Source organism: Mycolicibacterium fluoranthenivorans (assembly GCF_011758805.1).
In the GTDB taxonomy this organism is placed as follows: Bacteria; Actinomycetota; Actinomycetes; order Mycobacteriales; family Mycobacteriaceae; genus Mycobacterium; species Mycobacterium fluoranthenivorans.
Genome location: NZ_JAANOW010000002.1, coordinates 1,014,057 through 1,032,856, shown reverse-complemented (window position 1 = coordinate 1,032,856; position 18,800 = coordinate 1,014,057). Strand labels below are relative to the sequence as shown.

At 64.4% G+C, this 18,800-nt stretch carries 18 protein-coding genes and 2 pseudogenes; 9 read left to right on the top strand and 11 right to left on the bottom strand.

From position 1 onward, the window contains the following. Positions 1-33: 33 nt before the first annotated feature. The 6 genes and pseudogenes from FHU31_RS22925 to FHU31_RS22900 all read right to left on the bottom strand — a co-directional run bounded on the left by FHU31_RS22925 (position 34) and on the right by FHU31_RS22900 (position 4,929). Complete coding sequence (locus FHU31_RS22925) at positions 34-1,035, bottom strand: ABC transporter ATP-binding protein (RefSeq protein ID WP_208411145.1); 1,002 nt, start codon at positions 1,033-1,035, stop codon at positions 34-36. Between the two features lie 312 nt (positions 1,036-1,347). Further along, positions 1,348-2,187: an alpha/beta hydrolase-fold protein gene (locus tag FHU31_RS22920; RefSeq protein ID WP_234901626.1), complete on the bottom strand. Its 840-nt coding sequence runs from the start codon at positions 2,185-2,187 to the stop codon at positions 1,348-1,350. 105 nt (positions 2,188-2,292) lie between these two features. Next, positions 2,293-2,403, bottom strand: a pseudogene (locus FHU31_RS31640) (CAP domain-containing protein); the annotation flags it as partial. 2 nt (positions 2,404-2,405) lie between these two features. Next, positions 2,406-3,152, bottom strand: a complete 747-nt coding sequence (locus FHU31_RS22910; RefSeq protein WP_167162726.1) for a hypothetical protein — start codon at positions 3,150-3,152, stop codon at positions 2,406-2,408. Between the two features lie 123 nt (positions 3,153-3,275). Continuing rightward, positions 3,276-4,319, bottom strand: coding sequence for an LLM class F420-dependent oxidoreductase (locus FHU31_RS22905; RefSeq protein WP_167163011.1), 1,044 nt, complete (start codon positions 4,317-4,319; stop codon positions 3,276-3,278). 34 nt (positions 4,320-4,353) lie between these two features. Further along, on the bottom strand, positions 4,354-4,929 hold the full coding sequence (locus FHU31_RS22900) for a TetR/AcrR family transcriptional regulator (protein WP_167162724.1): 576 nt from the start codon (positions 4,927-4,929) through the stop codon (positions 4,354-4,356). A gap of 117 nt (positions 4,930-5,046) precedes the next feature. Here FHU31_RS22900 and FHU31_RS22895 point away from each other — a divergent pair, with 117 nt between their 5' ends. Continuing rightward, positions 5,047-6,096, top strand: coding sequence for a phosphotransferase family protein (locus FHU31_RS22895; protein WP_167162723.1), 1,050 nt, complete (start codon positions 5,047-5,049; stop codon positions 6,094-6,096). 9 nt (positions 6,097-6,105) lie between these two features. Here the strand turns inward: FHU31_RS22895 and FHU31_RS22890 are convergent, their stop codons facing one another. Next, positions 6,106-6,768 (bottom strand): TetR/AcrR family transcriptional regulator, encoded by a 663-nt coding sequence (locus FHU31_RS22890; RefSeq protein ID WP_167162721.1) that lies wholly within the window; start codon positions 6,766-6,768, stop codon positions 6,106-6,108. A 236-nt stretch (positions 6,769-7,004) separates the two neighbouring features. On the opposite strand from FHU31_RS22890, the pseudogene FHU31_RS22885 reads away from it, so the two are divergent. Together FHU31_RS22885 and FHU31_RS22880 are read left to right on the top strand one after the other, a co-directional pair. Continuing rightward, positions 7,005-7,517: pseudogene (locus FHU31_RS22885) on the top strand (CAP domain-containing protein); the annotation flags it as partial. A 15-nt stretch (positions 7,518-7,532) separates the two neighbouring features. Then, entirely contained in the window at positions 7,533-8,309 is a 777-nt protein-coding gene (locus FHU31_RS22880) for a maleylpyruvate isomerase family mycothiol-dependent enzyme (RefSeq protein WP_167162719.1), read from the top strand. Positions 8,310-8,337: 28 nt separating this feature from the next. Here FHU31_RS22880 and FHU31_RS22875 read toward each other — a convergent pair whose 3' ends face one another. The 4 genes from FHU31_RS22875 to FHU31_RS22860 all read right to left on the bottom strand — a co-directional run bounded on the left by FHU31_RS22875 (position 8,338) and on the right by FHU31_RS22860 (position 11,481). Next, positions 8,338-9,189: a PaaI family thioesterase gene (locus FHU31_RS22875; RefSeq protein ID WP_167162717.1), complete on the bottom strand. Its 852-nt coding sequence runs from the start codon at positions 9,187-9,189 to the stop codon at positions 8,338-8,340. Between the two features lie 68 nt (positions 9,190-9,257). Next, positions 9,258-10,547: a protoporphyrinogen/coproporphyrinogen oxidase gene (locus tag FHU31_RS22870; RefSeq protein WP_167162715.1), complete on the bottom strand. Its 1,290-nt coding sequence runs from the start codon at positions 10,545-10,547 to the stop codon at positions 9,258-9,260. A gap of 56 nt (positions 10,548-10,603) precedes the next feature. Then, entirely contained in the window at positions 10,604-10,873 is a 270-nt protein-coding gene (locus FHU31_RS22865; RefSeq protein ID WP_167162713.1) for a cytochrome C oxidase subunit IV family protein, read from the bottom strand. After that, on the bottom strand, positions 10,873-11,481 hold the full coding sequence (locus tag FHU31_RS22860; protein ID WP_167162711.1) for a cytochrome c oxidase subunit 3: 609 nt from the start codon (positions 11,479-11,481) through the stop codon (positions 10,873-10,875). Before FHU31_RS22860 ends, FHU31_RS22865 begins: the two co-directional genes overlap by 1 nt. A gap of 158 nt (positions 11,482-11,639) precedes the next feature. Here FHU31_RS22860 and FHU31_RS22855 point away from each other — a divergent pair, with 158 nt between their 5' ends. The 6 genes from FHU31_RS22855 to FHU31_RS22830 all read left to right on the top strand — a co-directional run bounded on the left by FHU31_RS22855 (position 11,640) and on the right by FHU31_RS22830 (position 18,774). Further along, positions 11,640-12,794 carry an acyl-CoA dehydrogenase family protein gene (locus FHU31_RS22855; protein WP_167162709.1) on the top strand — a complete coding sequence of 385 codons (1,155 nt, stop codon included), beginning with the start codon at positions 11,640-11,642 and terminating at the stop codon, positions 12,792-12,794. Positions 12,795-12,801: 7 nt separating this feature from the next. Then, positions 12,802-14,217: a phosphotransferase gene (locus tag FHU31_RS22850; RefSeq protein WP_167162707.1), complete on the top strand. Its 1,416-nt coding sequence runs from the start codon at positions 12,802-12,804 to the stop codon at positions 14,215-14,217. 55 nt (positions 14,218-14,272) lie between these two features. Then, positions 14,273-14,923: a TetR/AcrR family transcriptional regulator gene (locus FHU31_RS22845; RefSeq protein WP_167162705.1), complete on the top strand. Its 651-nt coding sequence runs from the start codon at positions 14,273-14,275 to the stop codon at positions 14,921-14,923. Positions 14,924-14,997: 74 nt separating this feature from the next. Continuing rightward, positions 14,998-16,149: an acetyl-CoA C-acetyltransferase gene (locus tag FHU31_RS22840; protein ID WP_167162703.1), complete on the top strand. Its 1,152-nt coding sequence runs from the start codon at positions 14,998-15,000 to the stop codon at positions 16,147-16,149. A gap of 3 nt (positions 16,150-16,152) precedes the next feature. Continuing rightward, positions 16,153-17,304: an acyl-CoA dehydrogenase family protein gene (locus tag FHU31_RS22835; RefSeq protein ID WP_167162701.1), complete on the top strand. Its 1,152-nt coding sequence runs from the start codon at positions 16,153-16,155 to the stop codon at positions 17,302-17,304. A 198-nt stretch (positions 17,305-17,502) separates the two neighbouring features. Beyond that, complete coding sequence (locus tag FHU31_RS22830) at positions 17,503-18,774, top strand: cytochrome P450 (RefSeq protein WP_167163007.1); 1,272 nt, start codon at positions 17,503-17,505, stop codon at positions 18,772-18,774. Positions 18,775-18,800: the final 26 nt, after the last annotated feature.

The window sequence follows — 18,800 nt, the reverse complement described above, 5'->3', positions numbered from 1 at the left end:
GATTCGCCACCAGATAGGGCCTGACCGCCCGCATCACAGCGTGATCGCCGCGGCCGGGGTGCCGTCGAGATCGTCGAGGATCGCGGCCTGCGCGGCCGGGGGCAGGGTGTGCAGGATCTCGCGCACCCGGGCCTGACGACGCGCCACACCCTTACGCTCAGGCATCCCCGGCGTCGCAATCAACTGCGGCGGCACACCCTCGATCTCCTCCACACCACCATCACTCTGACCGGCATCCATCATCGCCTGCTCAGCCGCCGCAGTCGCCTCGTCCTTCTCCTCCGACATACCGATCGGACCAATCCGACGACCATTGAGGAACTGCTTGACCACCGGCTCCTCCGAGGTCAACAACACCTCACGCGGACCGAACATCACCAAATGCTTACGGAACAACATCCCGATGTTGTCCGGCACCGTCCGCGCAATATTGATGTTGTGCGTCACGATCAACACCGTCGCATCGATCTGGGCGTTGATATCGATGAGCAACTGCGACAAATACGCCGTACGCACCGGGTCCAGACCCGAATCCGGCTCATCACACAAGATGATCTGCGGGTCCAACACCAACGCCCGCGCCAACCCCGCACGCTTGCGCATACCGCCGGAGATCTCACCGGGGAACTTGTGCCCATCGTTGGGCATACCCACCAGTTCGAGCTTCTCCATCACGATCTTGCGGATATCAGACTCGGACTTCTTCGTATGCTCCCGCAACGGGAACGCCGTGTTGTCGTAGATGTTCATCGACCCGAACAGCGCGCCGTCCTGGAACAGCACACCGAACAGGGTGCGGATCTCATAGAGCTCCTTGGCCGAGCACTCCAAGATATTGGTCCCATCGATGACGATCGAACCCTTCTCCGGGCGCAACAGACCGATCAACGACTTCAAGAACACCGACTTACCCGTACCCGAAGGGCCCAGCAACACGCTGACCTCACCCTCGGGAACCTTCAGCGTGACGTCTTCCCAAATCTTCGACGACCCGAACGACTTACTCAGTCCAGTCACGTCGATTGCGACACCCATAGGAAATCCTCTCGTGTTCTTGTCAATTCGGAGGCGCGAGCCTCAGATGCAACCACTGACGCACGGATCGGTGGGAGGCACCGCAACCCCGGGATCTCCCGCGGGAAGCTGCGTGGTCAGATCGACGTCCCCATCGAGATCCGGGGCCATCGGAACGAAGTGGCACAGCAGCGAGACCGCCATGCTGCACGGCGAGTCATTCGGAGCGGCATGTGCGGGCCAGGCCGTCGCCAGGGCAACCAGACATCCGAAGACGGCAAGGGATGACACTTTCACCGGCCGAACCACGTTTCTCTCCTTTGGTTGCGCGCACTAGGCGATGGTGGCCGCCAGGTCACCGGACATGGCGGCCAGTTGCGGGCCCCAGCTGCTCCAGTCGTGCTGGCCACCGGCAGGGAAGTCGAAGTGCCCGTTACGGCCGCCCATGGCACGGTACTGCGAATAGAAACTGCGGTTGCTGCCCTGCGCCTGATCGCAATACCCGATCATCGCCGCCGGATCGCTACAGGTCAGCGTCTGCGGGCTGAACACCCAGATCCGGGTGTTGTTGTCCACCAACAACTGCCCATGCACGTCGGGGTCATGCCACTTCCACCGCCCGAACTGCGCCGGGCCCCACATGTCCTGGGTGTTGACCCCACCGAACTGCGCCATACCCGCGGTGATCGCACCATTGAGAAACGTGTTCGAGGGAGTCAGGAAGCCCGACATCGAGCCCGCATAGCGGAACCGGTCCGGGTGGAACTCCGCCAGCGTCAGCGCCGCCGTGCCGCCCTGGGCCGCACCCACGACACCGTGCCCGGTCGGGGCCAGGCCCTTGTTCGCGGCCAGCCAGTCCGGCAGCTCCTGAGACAGGAACGTCTCCCACTGCAAGCTGGCGTCCTGCTCCCAGTTCGTGTACATGCTGAACGCACCACCGGCCGGGGCGGCCACCGAGATGCCCTTACCGGCCAGGGTGTTGAACGCGCCGGCATTGACCCAATTGCTCACCCCGGGTGCGGCGTTGAACGCGTCGAGGAGGTAGACCGCGTGCGGACCACCGGCCTGAAGGGCCACCGGGATATCACGGCCCATCGCCGCCGACGGCACCTGGACGTACTCGATCCCGTCCGCTTTCGCCTGCCCCGGAGAACACAGGCAGACGCCCACCATCAACGCGAACAGGTTCCGCAGCAGCCGACTGGACGTGCTCATCGCCACCCTCGTTTCCATCGCGGTACAGACGGTGCGTATTTCGCCTCCGGCATCGAGCAGCGCTCAGACAGGGGGGTATGCCGGCGGCGGGTACACACCACGAAGCGCCCACGGCAACCAGCTGAAGAAATACTCAAGTTCATCACTCGCGTCGTAGTCGGGACTTGGATCCACGGCTATGTCTCCGATTCGAGGCGCCGCAATGCACGGAACGCGCAGGGCGTCACCACGGCGATGAGCACGAAGAACATGACGAACACTGCCCAGAAGTTCAGGGCGCCATGCCATGCGAAGGGACCGGTACGCGCGAAGGGAATGAAGACGAGCGGCACGTAGACAGCGGCGGTCAGAAAGCAGATATAACCGACCCAACGCGGAAACAGCGGCCGGTCACGTCGATCCATCAAGATCGCGATACCCAAAGCCACGCTCTGCAGGAAGGAGAACATCCACGTCAGATCGAAGAACAACCAGCCGAGGTCGTACAACGTCTGGATGGTTTCGGCAGACCTCGTTTCGACCCGGAAGGCCGCCGTCTGCCACACGATCGCCGGAACCACGGTCACCACGCCCGTCATCAATCCGCCGATGAGCTCCGTCATCGACAGGGGCCCCATCGGACCCTCCATCCGGCCGACGAGCTTCGACAGGACGATGCTCCAGGTGTAATAACACGGGGCCCCAACCGCCATGAGCACCATGCCGATTCGGATCGAGGTCTGATGCTCGTGGAAGTACGCGGCGATGCCGGCCGCGTCCAGGTCTTCACTCGGTGGCGGCCAGAAGCCCGCGAACACCGCGAATCCCAGCAGCCCCAGGCCGACATAGACACAGACCGACCAGAGGCCGACGCGAAGCAGTCGATAGTCGGCCCGCTCGGTGGAAGCCCGACCGTTGACCGCCGGGTTCAGCGTGGATGTCACAGTTCCTCCTCATGGTTCTGCCGTGGCTTCTTCGGGCGCAGGGCCGAAGAATGACAGCTCGACAAACGGACCATAATCGAATCTTGGATAGAAAAGGTGCAGAACGGTCGTTTGACGCGTTCGTCAAATCAAGAAGCCCCGGACAGTGGCCATGTCATCGAGCCTGCGCGCGTGTGAATCCGCAACGGGATCAGCCAGCACACAGGTGACCCCGGCGGCGTGTAGCGCCGCGACCCGGTCCCGCACCTGCGCCCGATCGCCGATCAACGATATGGCGCGTGCGAACTCTTCCGGGACAGCCTCAGCTGCTGCCGATTTCGATCCGCTCAGGAACTGCCTTTGGATCTCGGCGGCTTCCTTCTCATACCCGTACCGCGCGAAGAGCGTGTTGTAGTAGTTCTTGCCGGCGGCCCCCATTCCGCCGACGTACAGCGCGACATTCGCACGGACGGCGTTCAACGCACTCGTGGTGTGGTCGGGATCGTCGGAGATCAGCAGCGGGCACTGGACGCTGATGCCGAGATCACCGAGTCCATCGTGACGACCGTTTCGCCCTGCCCGCAGGGCGTCACCGAATGCGCGGTCCGCGCGTTCGGGGTGGAACAGAATGGGCTGCCACTCGTCGAAGATCTCAGCGGCCAGTTCGACATTCTTCGGCCCTATCGCCGCCAGCGACATCGGGATCCGGTCCCGCACCGGTGTGCCGATGATCTTCAACGGCTTCCCCAGGCCGGACCCGCCCGATGCCTCGTCCAACGGCAGCGTGTAGTGCTTACCGCGATACTCACTGGGCTCGCGCCGCCAGATCTTGCGGCAGATCGCGACGTGTTCGCGGGCACGTTCGACGGGCGCGTCGTATCTGACCCCGTGAAAGCCCTCGATGACTTGGGGGCCTGACGCACCGATCCCCAAGACGCATCGGCCACCACTGACATAGTCGATACCGGCGGCGGTCATGGCCAGGTTGGTCGGTGTCCGCGAAAACATCGGCAGGACACCGAAGGCCAATTCGGTGTGACGGGTCTTGGCCGCGACATAGCCCATCTGACTGACCGCGTCCACGCTGTACGCCTCGGCGATCATCACCCGCTGCAGACCCGCCTGCTCGAATTCGGGCAGCCTATCGACGACGGCCGCGAAATCACCTCCGTAGTAACGCAGGGGCATGCCCAGCCTCACCGCACCATCTCCTTCGTCATCGTCAACAGGGCGCCCCTTCGAGAATGGTCAACAGATCCCGAAAGATCGCCTCCAGACCTTCGAGGTCCGGCGCCACGGCAGCCTGCTCATAGCCGATGAGCAGATACAGTGCCGCGTCCGCGAAGCGGTGTGCCCGCTGGTCGTCGTCGGTGATCTGGCGGGCGGAATCGAAGACGACCTGTCGGCGCAACATATCGACTTCTGCCTGCACTCGGCGCACATCGGGGTCGACTCGACTCCAGGCGCGAATGGCACTCTCGGCGGTATGGTCCAACCGCAGCGCCACGTCCACCAGTCGCTCGATGCGCCGGTACGGATCGGGTTCGCCGCGCAGAAGCTGCAGCTGGGTGAGTGTCGCTTCGTTCTTCCAGTGGTCGATCACCTGAGCGCGGTATTGCGCCCAACCGTCGAAGAAATGGTAGAACGAACCGCTGGTCACCCCCAGCCGGCTACACACCTCTGCAAGCTTGAGTTCGAGGTGTCCCCCGTCGGCGAGCACCTCCAATCCGACAACCATGTAATCCTCACGCGTCGCGGACTTGTGCACACGCCCCCGCTCGGACGCCACCGTTGCCATGATTGTATTCTAATCTACAGTAAATAATATGCGTCGCTTTCGAGGCGGTCCTGACCCGATGAACGGCGGCCGCGACGCACCCAACCGCTTGGACGCCACCACAGAAGGGCTGACGGCATGGTTCTGCACGAGAACACCCCGCCGATATCGGCGCCCGGTATGTGGACAGATCCTCCGGCCACTGCGGAGTGGCTCGAGCAGCACGTTGCCGAGATCACCTCACCGGTGACGATCCAGAGGGTGGGAATCGGGCAGTCGAATATCACCACACTCGTGACCGACCACGTCGGACGCCAATGGGTGATGCGTGAACCGCCACCCGGCGATACCGCGGGTAAAGCGCACGATGTCGTCCGCGAGGCGCGCATCCTCGCGGCCCTCGCGGATACCGACGTGCCGGTTCCCCGGGTCGTCGGTACCGGCACGACTCTGTCCGGGTCACCGTTTCTGATGATGGAGCGGATGGCCGGCGCACCGCTGGAAAGCGAGGCCGATGCCAGGGCCTTGGCTCCCGGCGAGCGGCGCAAACTCGGCGTCGCGGTCGCGGAGACCCTGGGCCACCTGCACCGTCTGGACCCCGCGAGGTTGGGTATCGCGGCATCGAGCAGCCCCTACCTGGTCCGGCAACTGCGCCGGGTGTCTGCGGCGTGGGAGCGGGTGGGCGCCGCGAGCCGCCACGATCGAGACTGGCAGGCCGTCTGTCGTGGGCTGTCGCAACGGCTACCTCAGCGGTCACCGGCGGTCATCATGCACGGGGACTACCGGCTGTCCAATCTGCTGGTCTCCGGCGGGCGCGTCACGGCAGTGCTGGACTGGGAGTTGTGCACCGTCGGCGACCCCTTCGCCGATCTCGCGTGGCTGCTCGACGACTGGCGACCGGCCACCGAAGCCGCGATCGTGATGCCGTCACCGACGCGTGCGGGAGGCTTCCCCGATCGCGACGCCATGGTGGCGGTGTACCGGGATATCACCGGCTTTGCGGTCGATGACCTCGACTACTACCGCGCATTCTCACAATGGCGGGCCGCCAGTCTGCTCGAAGGTGTGCGAGCCCGGCGGCTCGCCGGGGTGATGGGATCCCACGCGGCCGTTGACCCGACCGCCCTCGAACACTCGATCGGCGTACTCCTGACCTCCGCGGCGGGACACCTCGCCCGTACCGCCTGAGGAGAAGAGCTAAGCGGGAGCGGTCTCCGCAAGCCCGTGACGGATGACCGACTGCGCGTTGGCAACCACCGCCTCCACCGAGCCACGTCGCGGATTCCACCACTCCACAGCCCAATTCAGCGCACCGAGCACCAACATCTGGGCGATGTAGAGATCCAACTCCGGCCGTAGCAGCCCTTCGCGTGCCACGTCATTGATCAACCTGCGCCAGATCTCGCCGTATCGCTCCTCTTCGAGGACCTGGCGCTTGCGAATGGCTTGGGGAACCTGCCCGGCGTTGCGAATCGCAGCGGTGGTGTAGTGCGAGATCTCGAGTTCGTGCCTCAGGTGCGCCTCGACCGCGATCAGGAGCTTCTCCAGCGGGGCGGTCCCATCGGGGACCTCGTCGAGGATGGCGGCGACGTGTGCCCGCATATCGGCGATACCCGCCCACATGACCTCTTCGATGAGTTCGTCGCGGGACGGGAAGTAGTAGTAGATCGCCGGTGCCTGCAGGTCCGCCTCGGCCGCGACATCGGTGAGCCGCAATCCGGCATATCCGTGTTCGGACAGGACATGAGCGGCGGCGTCCAAGATCCGCGAACGCGTCAACGCCGATTTAGATTCCGGGACCGGCGGGCCGGAAACCGCCTCGTCGGCGTCAACGGGCAGCCGGGAGCTTTGCCTGGGCATCCGCTCATGATACGGCGGAAATGACGAGCTCACGGACGTCGGCCACGATTCGGACGGCGTGCCCCGCCACGGACTGCCCAGAGCGCCGTCGCACACCCACTCCCGCGTTGATGCCACAAACATCAACAAAACTTAATTTCTAGTAGAAAATGCTTGACCTTGGCACATCTGTTGCGCACAGTTGACGCGTGATCTCCACAACAGGATCGGGTGCGGGCATGGTGGCTCACGTGCCCATGGCGCGCTGTCGAGCACGGCGCCGGCGCACGCCGGCCCGCACGCCCCGCCGCGCAGCGGCCGCAATCGGGTTGGCGACGGCAGTGGCTACCGCTGCCGCAGCACCGGCACACGCCGACAATCGTCGGTTCAACAACAGCGTCATCGCCGATGTGTACACCGTCCAGCACCAGGCCGGGTGTACGAACAACGTGGTGGCGAACCCTCAGTTGCAACTGGCCGCGCAATGGCATGCCGTCGACGTCCTCAACAACCGCCAACTCGGCGGTGATCTCGGGTCGGACGGCTCCACACCCCAAACACGCGCAGACGCAGCGGGATACCACGGCGTCGTACAGCAGACGGTCGCCATCAACCCGGCCTTGGCCATGAGCGGTATCGAGTTGATCAACCAGTGGTACTACGACCCCGGCACCCTGGCCATCATGCAGAACTGTGCCAACACTCAGATGGGGGTCTGGTCGGAGAACAGCCTGGACCGCACGGTGGTCGTCGCACTCTACGGCCATCCCGCCTGACGGTCAGCCGTGACACTCGATCGAGTTGCCGCGCTCCGCGACGAGCGCACTGCGCTGTTGACGCTGTGCGAGAGCTTCACCGAAGAGCATTGGTGCACCCCGAGCCGGGCAGCCGGATGGACCGTGCAGGACGTCCTCGCCCACATGGGATCTGGCTGCCACGCGATGTTCACCGCTGCCGCTCCACGAATGCTCTTCAGCCGTGACATCGAGTCCACCAATGACGACATGGTGGACGTGCGCCGCAGTTGGTCTCCCGCGCAGGTGCTCGGCGAGTACCGCATCTGGAGCGCACGTGTCATCCAGGTGGCAGGCGCATTATCCCGCACCCCAATGGCATTCGTGCCGATCAGGCTTGCCGAGCTGGGTCGCTTCCCCCTCCGGATCCTGCCGGCGGGGGCGCTCACCTTCGACCACCACGCCCACCTTCGGCACGACATCCTGCCTGCCCTGGACCTACCGGATCCCGGTACCGATGCCAACCGGATGGACGTCGTCATCGAGTGGATGTTGGCGGTGCTGTCCAATCAGATCCGAACATCGGCTCCGTGGATGGACAAGCCGATCGCACTGACACTGCGGGGTATCGGAGGTGGTGTCTGGACCGTGCGGCCATCCGGAAGCATCGTGCGGGGTGACGAACACGCCGAGGTGATCGTCGAGGCCACGGCGATCGAGTTTCCGGAATGGGGAACCACGCGGGTTTCCTGGCGCGAACGCGATGTGTCCATCATCGGCGATCAGGACTACGCCAGCCGATTCCTGGACCAGCTGAACGTGGTGTGACAGGCTGCGAGTTCGCCGCCCGTGCGTCTCACCGGGTGTCAGGTGAGAGCCGCGCGGTCACCGTGGATACCGTGCACAGTTCACCCCGACCGCCGCGCCCCGACACCTCGACCACCGCCGAAGACCGTCCGATGTGGTGGAGTCGGGCGACTGCGACGAAGGGTGCATCGGCCACGACGGGCCGTAAGTAGTTGGTGTGTACGTGTGCCGTTGCCAGAGCGGGGTTTCGGGCGCCGACCGCCGCGGCCGCCGCCAGTTCGGTGACACAGGCCGACACCCCGCCGTGCATGATCCCGAATCCGTTGACCCAGTTTCCGGGATCGGCCAGCGAGATCTGTACGCCCTCGGCGAGGTGGTGAACGTCGATACCGAGCACCGCCTCGATACTGATCGCACCCGTGCCGACACTCGACGCAGCCTCCGTCACGACCACGGGATCCTGTGCGGTGGCCGCGAAGAACACCGTGCGCGTCGTTCCCACCGCGACCAGATCGCCGGCACCGGTGGTGATTCGGCACTGCACGAAGGCCTCCGACCCCTGGACGACCTCGACCGCCTCCGCGAACAGACGACCGCCGACGGGAAGTTCACCGATCACATCCAGCGTCAGCTCGGCGGTCAAGGACCAGGTGTCGGGCGGGCGGCGCACGTACGGCAGCTCGCCGAGGATATGGTCGGCCAACACCATCAGCGCGCCGGCCAACGGCCGCCCCTGGGCGTCACACGCCCAGGAAGGGACGACGTAGGCACAGCGGTTTCCCGACGCGGTCGGCGCACAGTCCCGAAGTCCGAAGCGCGCTTCGACCGATCCCGGATCGTCGATCGTGCACCACTGCGTGCGAGCCTCGACACGGGTTGGCAGGTGGCGGTGATCAGTCAAGGGGCATCCTCAATGAAGGGTGATAGGTGCTGAGATACCACAGAATTGCGGGCGACGGTGGCCGGTGGTCACACCGACTCTCCGAGAAGACGCCGGGCGGCACGCTCACCGCTGACCACCGCGGTCTCCACACCCAGGTGCGCCAGGTAGTCCCCGGCAATGCCGATGCGTGCCGGCATCTTGTTCCGGAGTTCTTGCATGGCGCGATAGTGCCCCGGCGGACAGATCGCCAGCGCACGCTCGATTCCGAAGACCTCTGCGACCGGATCCGGGAATCCCTTGCCGAGGGTCTCGCCGACATGGCGCAGCGCAGTCTCGATCAACTCGTCGTCGGTGAGTTCTCGGGTGGCTGCGCTGGAAAAGTACGAGTTCGTCATACACCCGCCGGCCGGTACCAATTGCGATGTCGCCGAAGTCTTCACGATGGTCCCCAACAACGGACGAGGTCCGGCGCCGATCGGCAGTAGCATCTCGAATTCGTTTGCGGGCCAGGGATTTTTCACCCACCGCAGATTGACATGGGCCATCGACGCATACGGGGCAGATCTGAGCGCCTGCACCTCCGTCGCCCCCAGACCGGACTCGAGTAGACCGGCGGCGCGCGCAGCGTCCGTGGCGACGATCACCCCGTCGACACGCGACGTCTCGCCCTGCGCGGTGGATACCACCACCTCGGCACCGTCGAGATCCACCGCCACCACCTCGACCCCGAGGCGCACGTCGACATTTCTTGTCAGTGCGGCACACACACTGCCCATACCGTCACGTGGCAGGAAGAACTTGGCAAGGTGCGCCCGCTTCATGATGCCCTGCAGGTATGGCACGGACAGGTCCCGGCAGTCGGTGCCGAACGACGGCTCGATCAACGGACGAACGAAATATTCGAACGCGTTGTCGCCCAGCCTGGTCCGCGCCCACGTCTCCATGTCCTCGCCCCGGTCGAAGTCCGCGAGGCTGTCGGTTTCGAACGGATCTGGGGCCGGCCCGGCAATCGCCAGCACGGCTCGCAGCGCCAGACGTGCTTTGTCGCGGAACGACAACATCGGAAGTTTGAAGAACGACGGTACGTAGTCATATCGGATGGGATGCAGGTTGCTGCCATCCCACAGACCGGCAAGAGGTGACCATGGTGTCAGCAGATCCGGTGTTCCGCTGTCCGCCAGCAGTTCGATACACCGCGTATACGAGTTGAGCATGTAGATCGCGCCCAGTTCGACCCCGAAACCGTCGCGCTGCACCGTCTGGGTGCGGCCGCCGAGATCGTCCGAAGCCTCGAAGAGAACGACATCATGCCCGGCCCGACTCAGCACAAACGCCGCAGCGCTGCCCGCGGCTCCCCCGCCCACTACCGCGAACATCCGTTCCTCTCAATGTCGAGTTATCTCGTGCCGGCAGAATCACTTCCGTCAGCGGATTACGCCAACAGATACAGACCGATCAACACCGCACCCACCACCACGTTCCACACGCCGAAGACCGCCTTCAGCGCAACCGGCGCTTCGCGGATCTCCATGAAGTACCTACCCACGAAATGCACCTTGGTGAAGGCGATCACGATGATGCTGATGGCCGCGTAATGCTCCGGCAGCTCGTGCCCGACACCCAGAACCCAGGACGCCAGCGTCGCTGCGATCAGAGCCAACCACACCGCGGTGATACGGTCGCGCAGAAGTGTTGTCAGCATCATTTCACCAGGTACAGGAGTGGGAAGATGACGATCCACAGCAGATCGACCATATGCCAGAAGCACGCCGCGCCTTCGAGATAATCCCGTTCGCGGCCCACCAGGACCGGCTTCCGCGTCAGCTTGACCATGAACCCGAGGAGCGCCAGACCGATGGCGACGTGGAACAGGTGCAACCCGGTCATCACGTAGAAGTACATGAAGAATTGATTGGTGGTGGGCACCAGATCGTGGGAGATCTTCACGCCGTACTCGATGGCCTTGTTGACCACGAAGATCCCACCACAGGCCATGGCACCGAAGATCAGCCGGCGGGCAAGTTGGTGGGCGTTGTGGCGTACCGCGCGGACCGCGGTGACCACCAGCAGCGAGCTGGTCAACAGCACCAAGGTGTTGACCACGCCGAAAGTCTGATTGAGCGCGAGCTGGGAGTCGTTGTAAAGCCCGGGATCTTGGCCGCGGTAATACAGGAACACGCCGAAGAGCACCGCGAACACCGTCATGTCGCCGAAAAGGAAGACCCAGACGCCCTCCTCGGCCGGAAGCCGGCGTTCGGGTTTCTCCACTTCTGCCGTGGCGTCGGTGGGCTGCATTCGCGCCGATGTCATCGCACCCGGGCCAATACCACTGCGCTTCGGTCAGCCTCGTCGTTGTCGCTGCCGGTGGCAGGCGTCCAAGTTTTCACTGTCGGGCACCCCTTCGTCGTCGATGCGGGCCGATGGGCAATAATTTAACATGAAATAAAAACGAGGGTAAGGTGCGTGCCATGCTCAATCAGCTCAGTGATGAAGAGGCGTTCCTGGTCCAGACGGTGCGGGCTTTTGTTGATCGTGAGGTCAAGCCGTCGGTGCTGGAGGTGGAGCATGCGAATGCTTATCCCGAGCGGTGGATCGAGCAGATGAAGCAGATCGGGATTTTCGGGTTGGCGGTGCCGGAGGCTTACGGCGGTAGCCCGGTGTCGATGCCGTGTTATGCCCAGGTCACCCAGGAGTTGGCGCGGGGGTGGATGAGTCTAGCCGGGGCGATGGGCGGGCACACCGTGGTGGCGAAGTTGGTGACGTTGTTCGGTACCGAGGAACAGAAGCAGCGGTATCTGCCGGCGATGGCCACCGGACAGTGCCGGGCGACGATGGCGTTGACCGAGCCGGGTGGGGGTTCGGATCTGCAGGCCATGAGCACGGTGGCGCGTACTGAGGGTACGGAGTTGGTGATCAGTGGGGCCAAGACGTGGATTTCGAATGCGCGGCGCTCGGATCTGATCGCGTTGTTGTGTAAGACCGATCCGTCGGCGCAACCGAAGCATCGGGGGATGTCGATCGTGTTGGTCGAGCATGGGCCGGGGTTGACGGTGTCGCGGGATCTGCCCAAGTTGGGGTACAAGGGGGTGGAGTCGTGTGAGTTGGCTTTCGATGGGTATCGGATCGGGGTGTCGGCGATCTTGGGGGCGCAGCCGGGTCGGGGTTTTGCGCAGATGATGAAGGGGTTGGAGACCGGGCGTATCCAGGTGGCGTCGCGGGCGTTGGGGGTGGCCACGGCGGCGTTGGAGGATTCGTTGGCGTATGCCCAGCAGCGGGAGAGTTTCGGGCAGCCGATCTGGAAGCATCAGTCGATCGGTAATTATCTGGCTGATATGGCCACCAAGTTGACCGCGGCGCGGCAGCTGACCTGGTATGCCGCGCGCATGTATGACAGCGGGCAGCGCTGCGATATGGAGGCCGGGATGGCCAAACTGTTCGCGTCCGAGGTCGCGATGGAGATCGCGTTGAACGCGGTCCGCATTCATGGCGGGTACGGGTATTCCACCGAGTACGACGTGGAACGTTATTTCCGGGATGCCCCGTTGATGATCGTCGGGGAAGGCACCAACGAGATCCAACGCAACGTCATCGCCGCCCAACTGGTCGCCCGCGGCGGACTCTGACGACGCCGTGACCGACAGAACGATCGAGCACAGCACAGACGCTCGCTGGGACGGACTGGAGGCGCCCTGGCCGACGCTGTTCGCCTGGGTGGAGCGTACGACCGGTGGTCGAATCCTGGAATGGAAACGGCAGGCCCGCTGGCGACCGGCGTGGTTTCTCACCGTGGAGATCGATGGCGAGATGCGCCGGCTCTACGCCCGCTGTCAGCGCGAAGAAGCCATGCCCTGGACGCGGACGCTCTCGCTGCGACGCGAGTTCGACATCATGCGGGTGTTGTACGACGAAGGCGTCACGGTGCCCGCTCCCCTGGCGTTCTGCGAGGAACCCGAGGCGATTCTGATGGCCTCGGTCGATGGGCGGGATCGATTCGACGAACGCGACGACCCACGGATCCGCGACCTGGTCATCGCCGACTACGTCCGCCGGCTCGTTGCGGCTCATCGGCTCGACACCGGTCCGTTCGAGGCGATCGGCCTGTCCAAGCCGTCGACACCTCAGGACATCGGATACATGGGGTTCGGACTGTCCGAGAAGTGGTACCGCGAGGTCAAGCCCGCCCCCGACCCGGTCATCGAATTCATCGTCGCCTGGCTTCATCGCCATGTTCCGGCGCACCGGCATGACGTGTCCTGGATCCATTTCGACGCAGGCCAGTTCCTCCATGCCGAGGAACAGGTCACCGCGTTGATGGATGTCGAGTTCTCTTGTCTGGGCGATCCGATGGCCGACCTCGGTGCGATGCGGATGCGCGATACCGCCCAACCCATCGGCGACCTGACCCATGCCTTCACGGTCTACGCGCATGAGAGCGGCCAGCCGATCGATCGCTCTGTGGTGAATTTCCACGCGGTCCGCTTCGCCTTGCTCACCGCGATGCTCTCGGCAGGCACCCGCGCAGACCCGCCGGCCGAGTTCGATCTCGCCCAGTGGCAGGCATGGTCGTTGATGTCACTGACGGTGTGCCTGGAGATCATCGCCGAAGAGAGCGGCTTCGAGCTCGACCCGCCTCCGGCGCTCACGTATCCGGCCATCCGAAACGATCCGGCTCACCTCGCCGTCCAGCGGATCGTCGACGACGTCTTGGCCGACGAGAACCTCGACGATCACACGGGATTCCGCCTCCGGGTGGTGCGAGACCTGCTCCCCGGACTACAACGCAGCGCGCAGGCGATGTCCTGCGTGGACGCACTGGACCAAGTCGAGGCCGACGAACTGCTCGGCTTCGCACCGCGGGACTGGCGGCAGACCGATGAGGAACTGGAGGACTTCGTTCGACAGCACGGGGCCACCCGTGAGACCGAGGTCGCCCGGTTGCTGGCCCGGCGGGTACGCCGACAGATCGACCTCATCGAGCCCGGGATGCGCGACGTCCGCGAATTCCGGGTACAGCGCGTCGATTGGGCTGCGATACCGACGAAATGAGACACCACCTCCCGCGCCTTAGGACATGACAGGGTGGCGCTCCTATCATCGACCCATGCCCGCGAAACTGCCAGCACCCGAGTCCAGCGACACCAAAGCGCAACGGACGCGCACGCGCATCCTCAACGCCGCCGCCCAGGTACTCAGCGTCAAGGGTTACGCGGGCACCCGGCTGACCGATATCGCCGACCAAGCCGAACTCCGTGCGCCTGCGATCTATTACTACTTCAAATCGCGCGAAGACCTCATCGAAGAGGTCATGTTCTGCGGGATCAGCGACCTGCGCACCTATCTCCAGGACGCCCTTGACGCGCTGCCGCCGGATACGGCACCCATGGACCGCATCATGACTGCGGTCGAATCACATCTGCGCCATGAGCTCGAGTTGTCCGACTATGCGCGGGCATCGATCCGCAATTCCGGGCAGATCCCCGGGCACCTGAAGACTCGCCAGAAGAAGGAAGAGGCCGCCTACGACCGGATCTGGCGCGGGTTGATGAAAGACGCCGCGGCCGAAGGCCAGATCCGTGCCGACCTGAACCCTCCACTCGCCCAGGCCTTGGTTCTGGGCGCCCTCAACTGGACTGCCGAATGGTGGCATCCGCGGCGCGGCTCCGTCGAGACAATGGTGTCCAACGCACAGGTTTTCGTGAAACACAGCCTGAGCCCGGTTCCCAAGAAGCAACGCACCACACGGCGCCGCTGAGCCGGCCCCTGGCACCACAGCCCGGCGCGGAATCCGGTTTACAGTATTTTTGATTCTATGTTAAATTATTTTCCATGACTGAGGCTTATATCGTTGACGCAACTCGAACCGCAGTGGGCCGTCGCAAGGGCGGCTTCGCGGGATCACATCCGGCCGACATGGCCGCGCATGTGATCAAGACTGTCGTCAACCGTCACGACATCGATCCGGCCGCCATCGACGACGTCATCCTGGGGTGCCTGGACAACATCGGATCCCAGGCCGGCGATATCGCACGCACCGCCGCCCTGGCTGCCGGCCTGCCGGAATCAGTACCCGGCGTGACCATCGATCGCCAGTGCGGATCCGCCCAGCAGGCAGTGCATTTCGCGGCCCAAGCGGTCATGAGCGGCACCTCCGATCTCATCGTGGCCGGTGGCGTCCAGAAGATGAGCCAGTACCCGATCCTGAGCGCTTTCGCCGCCGGCGAGCCGTTCGGATCGACCGATCCGTGGACGGGTTGCGAAGGCTGGCGGGCCCGCTACGGCGACCAGGAGATCTCCCAGTTCCGCGGCGCCGAAATGATCGCGGAGCAGTGGAAGCTCAGCCGCGAAGACAACGAGCGTTTTGCGCTGGCCAGTCACCAGCGCGCGCTCGCCGCGATCGCGGAGGGCCGCTTCACCCGCGAGATCACCGAGTTCGCGGGGATCAGCGTGGACGAGGGACCGCGTGCCGACACTTCGCTGGAGAAGATGGCGGGGCTGCCGACCCTCGTCGAAGGTGGCGTCCTGACGGCCGCTGTCGCCAGCCAGATCTCCGACGGCGCCGCAGCACTACTGGTGGCCTCGAAGGCCGCCGTCGACCGGTTCGGCTTGACCCCTCGCGCTCGCATCCATCACATCTCGGTCCGCGGCGCGGATCCGGTGATGATGCTGACGGCGCCCATCCCAGCCACCCAGCACGCGCTCAAGCGCGCCGGCATGTCCATCGACGATATCGACACCGTCGAGATCAACGAGGCTTTCGCGCCCGTGGTGTTGGCCTGGCTGGCCGAGCTGGGGGCCGATCCCGCGAAGGTCAATCCCAACGGCGGGGCGATTGCCCTGGGGCACCCGATCGGCTGCACCGGCGCGCGACTGATGACGTCCATGCTGCACGAGTTGGAGCGCACCGGGGGCCGGTTCGGCCTGCAGACCATGTGCGAAGGCGGCGGCCAGGCCAACGTCACGATCATCGAACGGCTGTAGGCGATGAAGCGTTCCCTCTACGACGCCGACCACGAGGCCTACCGCGAGACCGTTCGCGAGTTCCTGGCCAGAGAAGTCGTTCCCCATCAGCATGATTGGGATCGCGACCGCTGGATCGACCGTTCGGTCTTCGCCCGCGCCGCCAAGTCCGGTATCTACGCGCTGCAGATCCCCGAGGAGTACGGCGGGGCCAGCGAGGCCGACTACCGCTACCGCATGGTGGTCTGCGAGGAGATCGCCAGGATCAACGCACTGTCGTTCGGCCTGACGGTCAGCCTCCAGGATGACCTGGTCCTGCACTATCTGCTCGATCTGACCAACGACGAGCAGAAGGCACGCTGGCTGCCCGGTTTCGCCGCAGGCGAGCTGATCGGCGCGCTGGCCATGACCGAACCCGGCGCGGGCAGCGATCTACGAGGTATCCGCACCACCGCGCGCCTCGACGGTGACAACTGGATCCTCAACGGCCAGAAGACGTTCATCTCCAGCGGGATCATGTCCGATGTCGTCGTGGTGGCCGCGCGGACCAATCCGGACGGCGGGTCCAACGCGCTGAGCCTGTTCGTCGTCGAACGCGATACCCCGGGCTTCGAGCGTGGCCGCAAGCTCGACAAGGTCGGACTCCCCGCCCAGGACACCTCCGAACTGTACTTCCGCGATGCGGCGGTACCGGCGCAGAATCTGCTGGGCGAGGCAGGTAAGGGCCTGCAGTACCTGATGAGCCATCTGCCGCGGGAACGACTCGGGGTCACCGCGAAAGCGATGGCCACCACCCGGGCGATCTTCACCATGACCGTCGAGTACTGCCAGAGTCGCCACGCGTTCGGCGGCCCGCTGACCGACAAGCAGCATGTCAGGTTCGAGCTGGCCGAGATGTCCACCGAGATCGATATCGCCGAGGCCTACACGGACCGGAGTGTGCTCGCCTACAACGCCGGCGAGCTCACGCCCGTCGATGCCGCGAAGGGCAAGTGGTATCTGAGCGAATTGCAGAAGCGAGTCATCGACCGGTGCTTACAGTTGCACGGCGGTTACGGGTACATGCTCGAGTATCCGGTGGCACGGGCCTATCTCGATACCCGCATCCAGACGATCTACGGCGGCACGACCGAGATCATGAAGGAGATCATCGGTCGCGATATCGCCGCGTCCTGAAATCGTGACCAGTTGCGCGGGCCGAGGTGTCACTCGGTCCGCGCAGCTGCGTTCGGGGCTCCGCGCCGGCCCGACTTCGTCAACTTCCCCACCCGACAGCATTTTCGAATCTACAATAGAAATATCTCAACCATTCGACATGAGGAGTGGACGGTGTCCAGCAGCCCAACGGATTCGGTGACGCAACAGGCAGCCGACATGCCGCCCACCGATACCCCAGATCGACCATTCGACCCCGTCGACATCTCTCCGAAGGCGTTCTGGGCGCTCTCCGCCGAGGAACGCGACGTCTCGTTCGCCGAACTCCGTCGGCGCGCGCCCGTGAGCTGGCAACCGCCCGCCGAAAGCGACCTGGCACCGCCGGGAATCCCTGGCTTCTGGGCGGTCACCACACACGAGTTGATCCGTGAGGTCAGTACTCACCCCGAGCTGTTCTGCTCAGGTCAGGGCATCCAACTGGAGGATGTGCCCGACGAATTCCTCGAAGCGGCATCGTCATTCCTGGCCATGGACGGTCCGCGGCATCTCACCTTCCGCCGGTTGATGAGTGCGTCGTTCACCCCCAAACAGGTCAAACGTATCGAGGAGCAGATCCGCGAACGCGCCGCCACGATCGTCGACGAGTTCTTGGCCAAGGGCGAGGGCGACTGGGTCGAGAATGTCAGCAAACAGATGCCGATGCACACCTTCTACGACATGGTGGGGCTGCCGCAGGACCGCCGGGAAGAGGCGGCCCACTACGCCGATGAGCTTGCCGGCTGGAACGATCCCGATATCGCCGCCGGCCGCACGGCGGCCGAGGTGATGAACGACGCGTTGGTGGGCAACCTCAGCATCGGCCTGGACTTCGCCGAAGCCACCCGTGCCTGCCCGCGCGACGACATCTGGTCCAACCTGGTGTCGGCACAGGTGGACGGTCGCGACCTCACCGACGACGAACTGGCCTCGATGTTCGTGCTGATGTCCTTCGCCGGCAACGACACCACACGCACGACCCTGTCCCTGGGTGTGAAGGCGTTCGTCGACAACCCCGACCAGGTGGCCCACCTGCTGGAGGACTTCGAGGGCCGCATCGACGCGGTCATCGACGAGGTCCTGCGGTGGGTGACACCGGTGATGACCTTCCGCCGCACCGCCACCCAGGACACCGTCTTGGGCGGCCGGCAGATCCGCCAGGGTGAATGGGTGGTGATGATCTACTCATCGGGCAACCGCGACGACGCTGCTTTCGCCGACCCCTGGACATTCGACATCTCCCGTAAGCCCAACCAGCATGTGGCCTTCGGTGGTGGGGGTCCGCACTACTGCCTCGGCGCATTCCTGGCCAGGATGCAGATCCGGCACATGCTGGACCAGATCCTGCACCGGCTCCCCGATCTCCGACTGGACGCCCCCGACATGTTGGTGAGCAACTTCGCGGCCGCCGTCAAGCGCATGCACGCCGGCACAGGCTGCCCCGTCCAGCACTGACGAAATACCGCCGTCGGCAACCGATC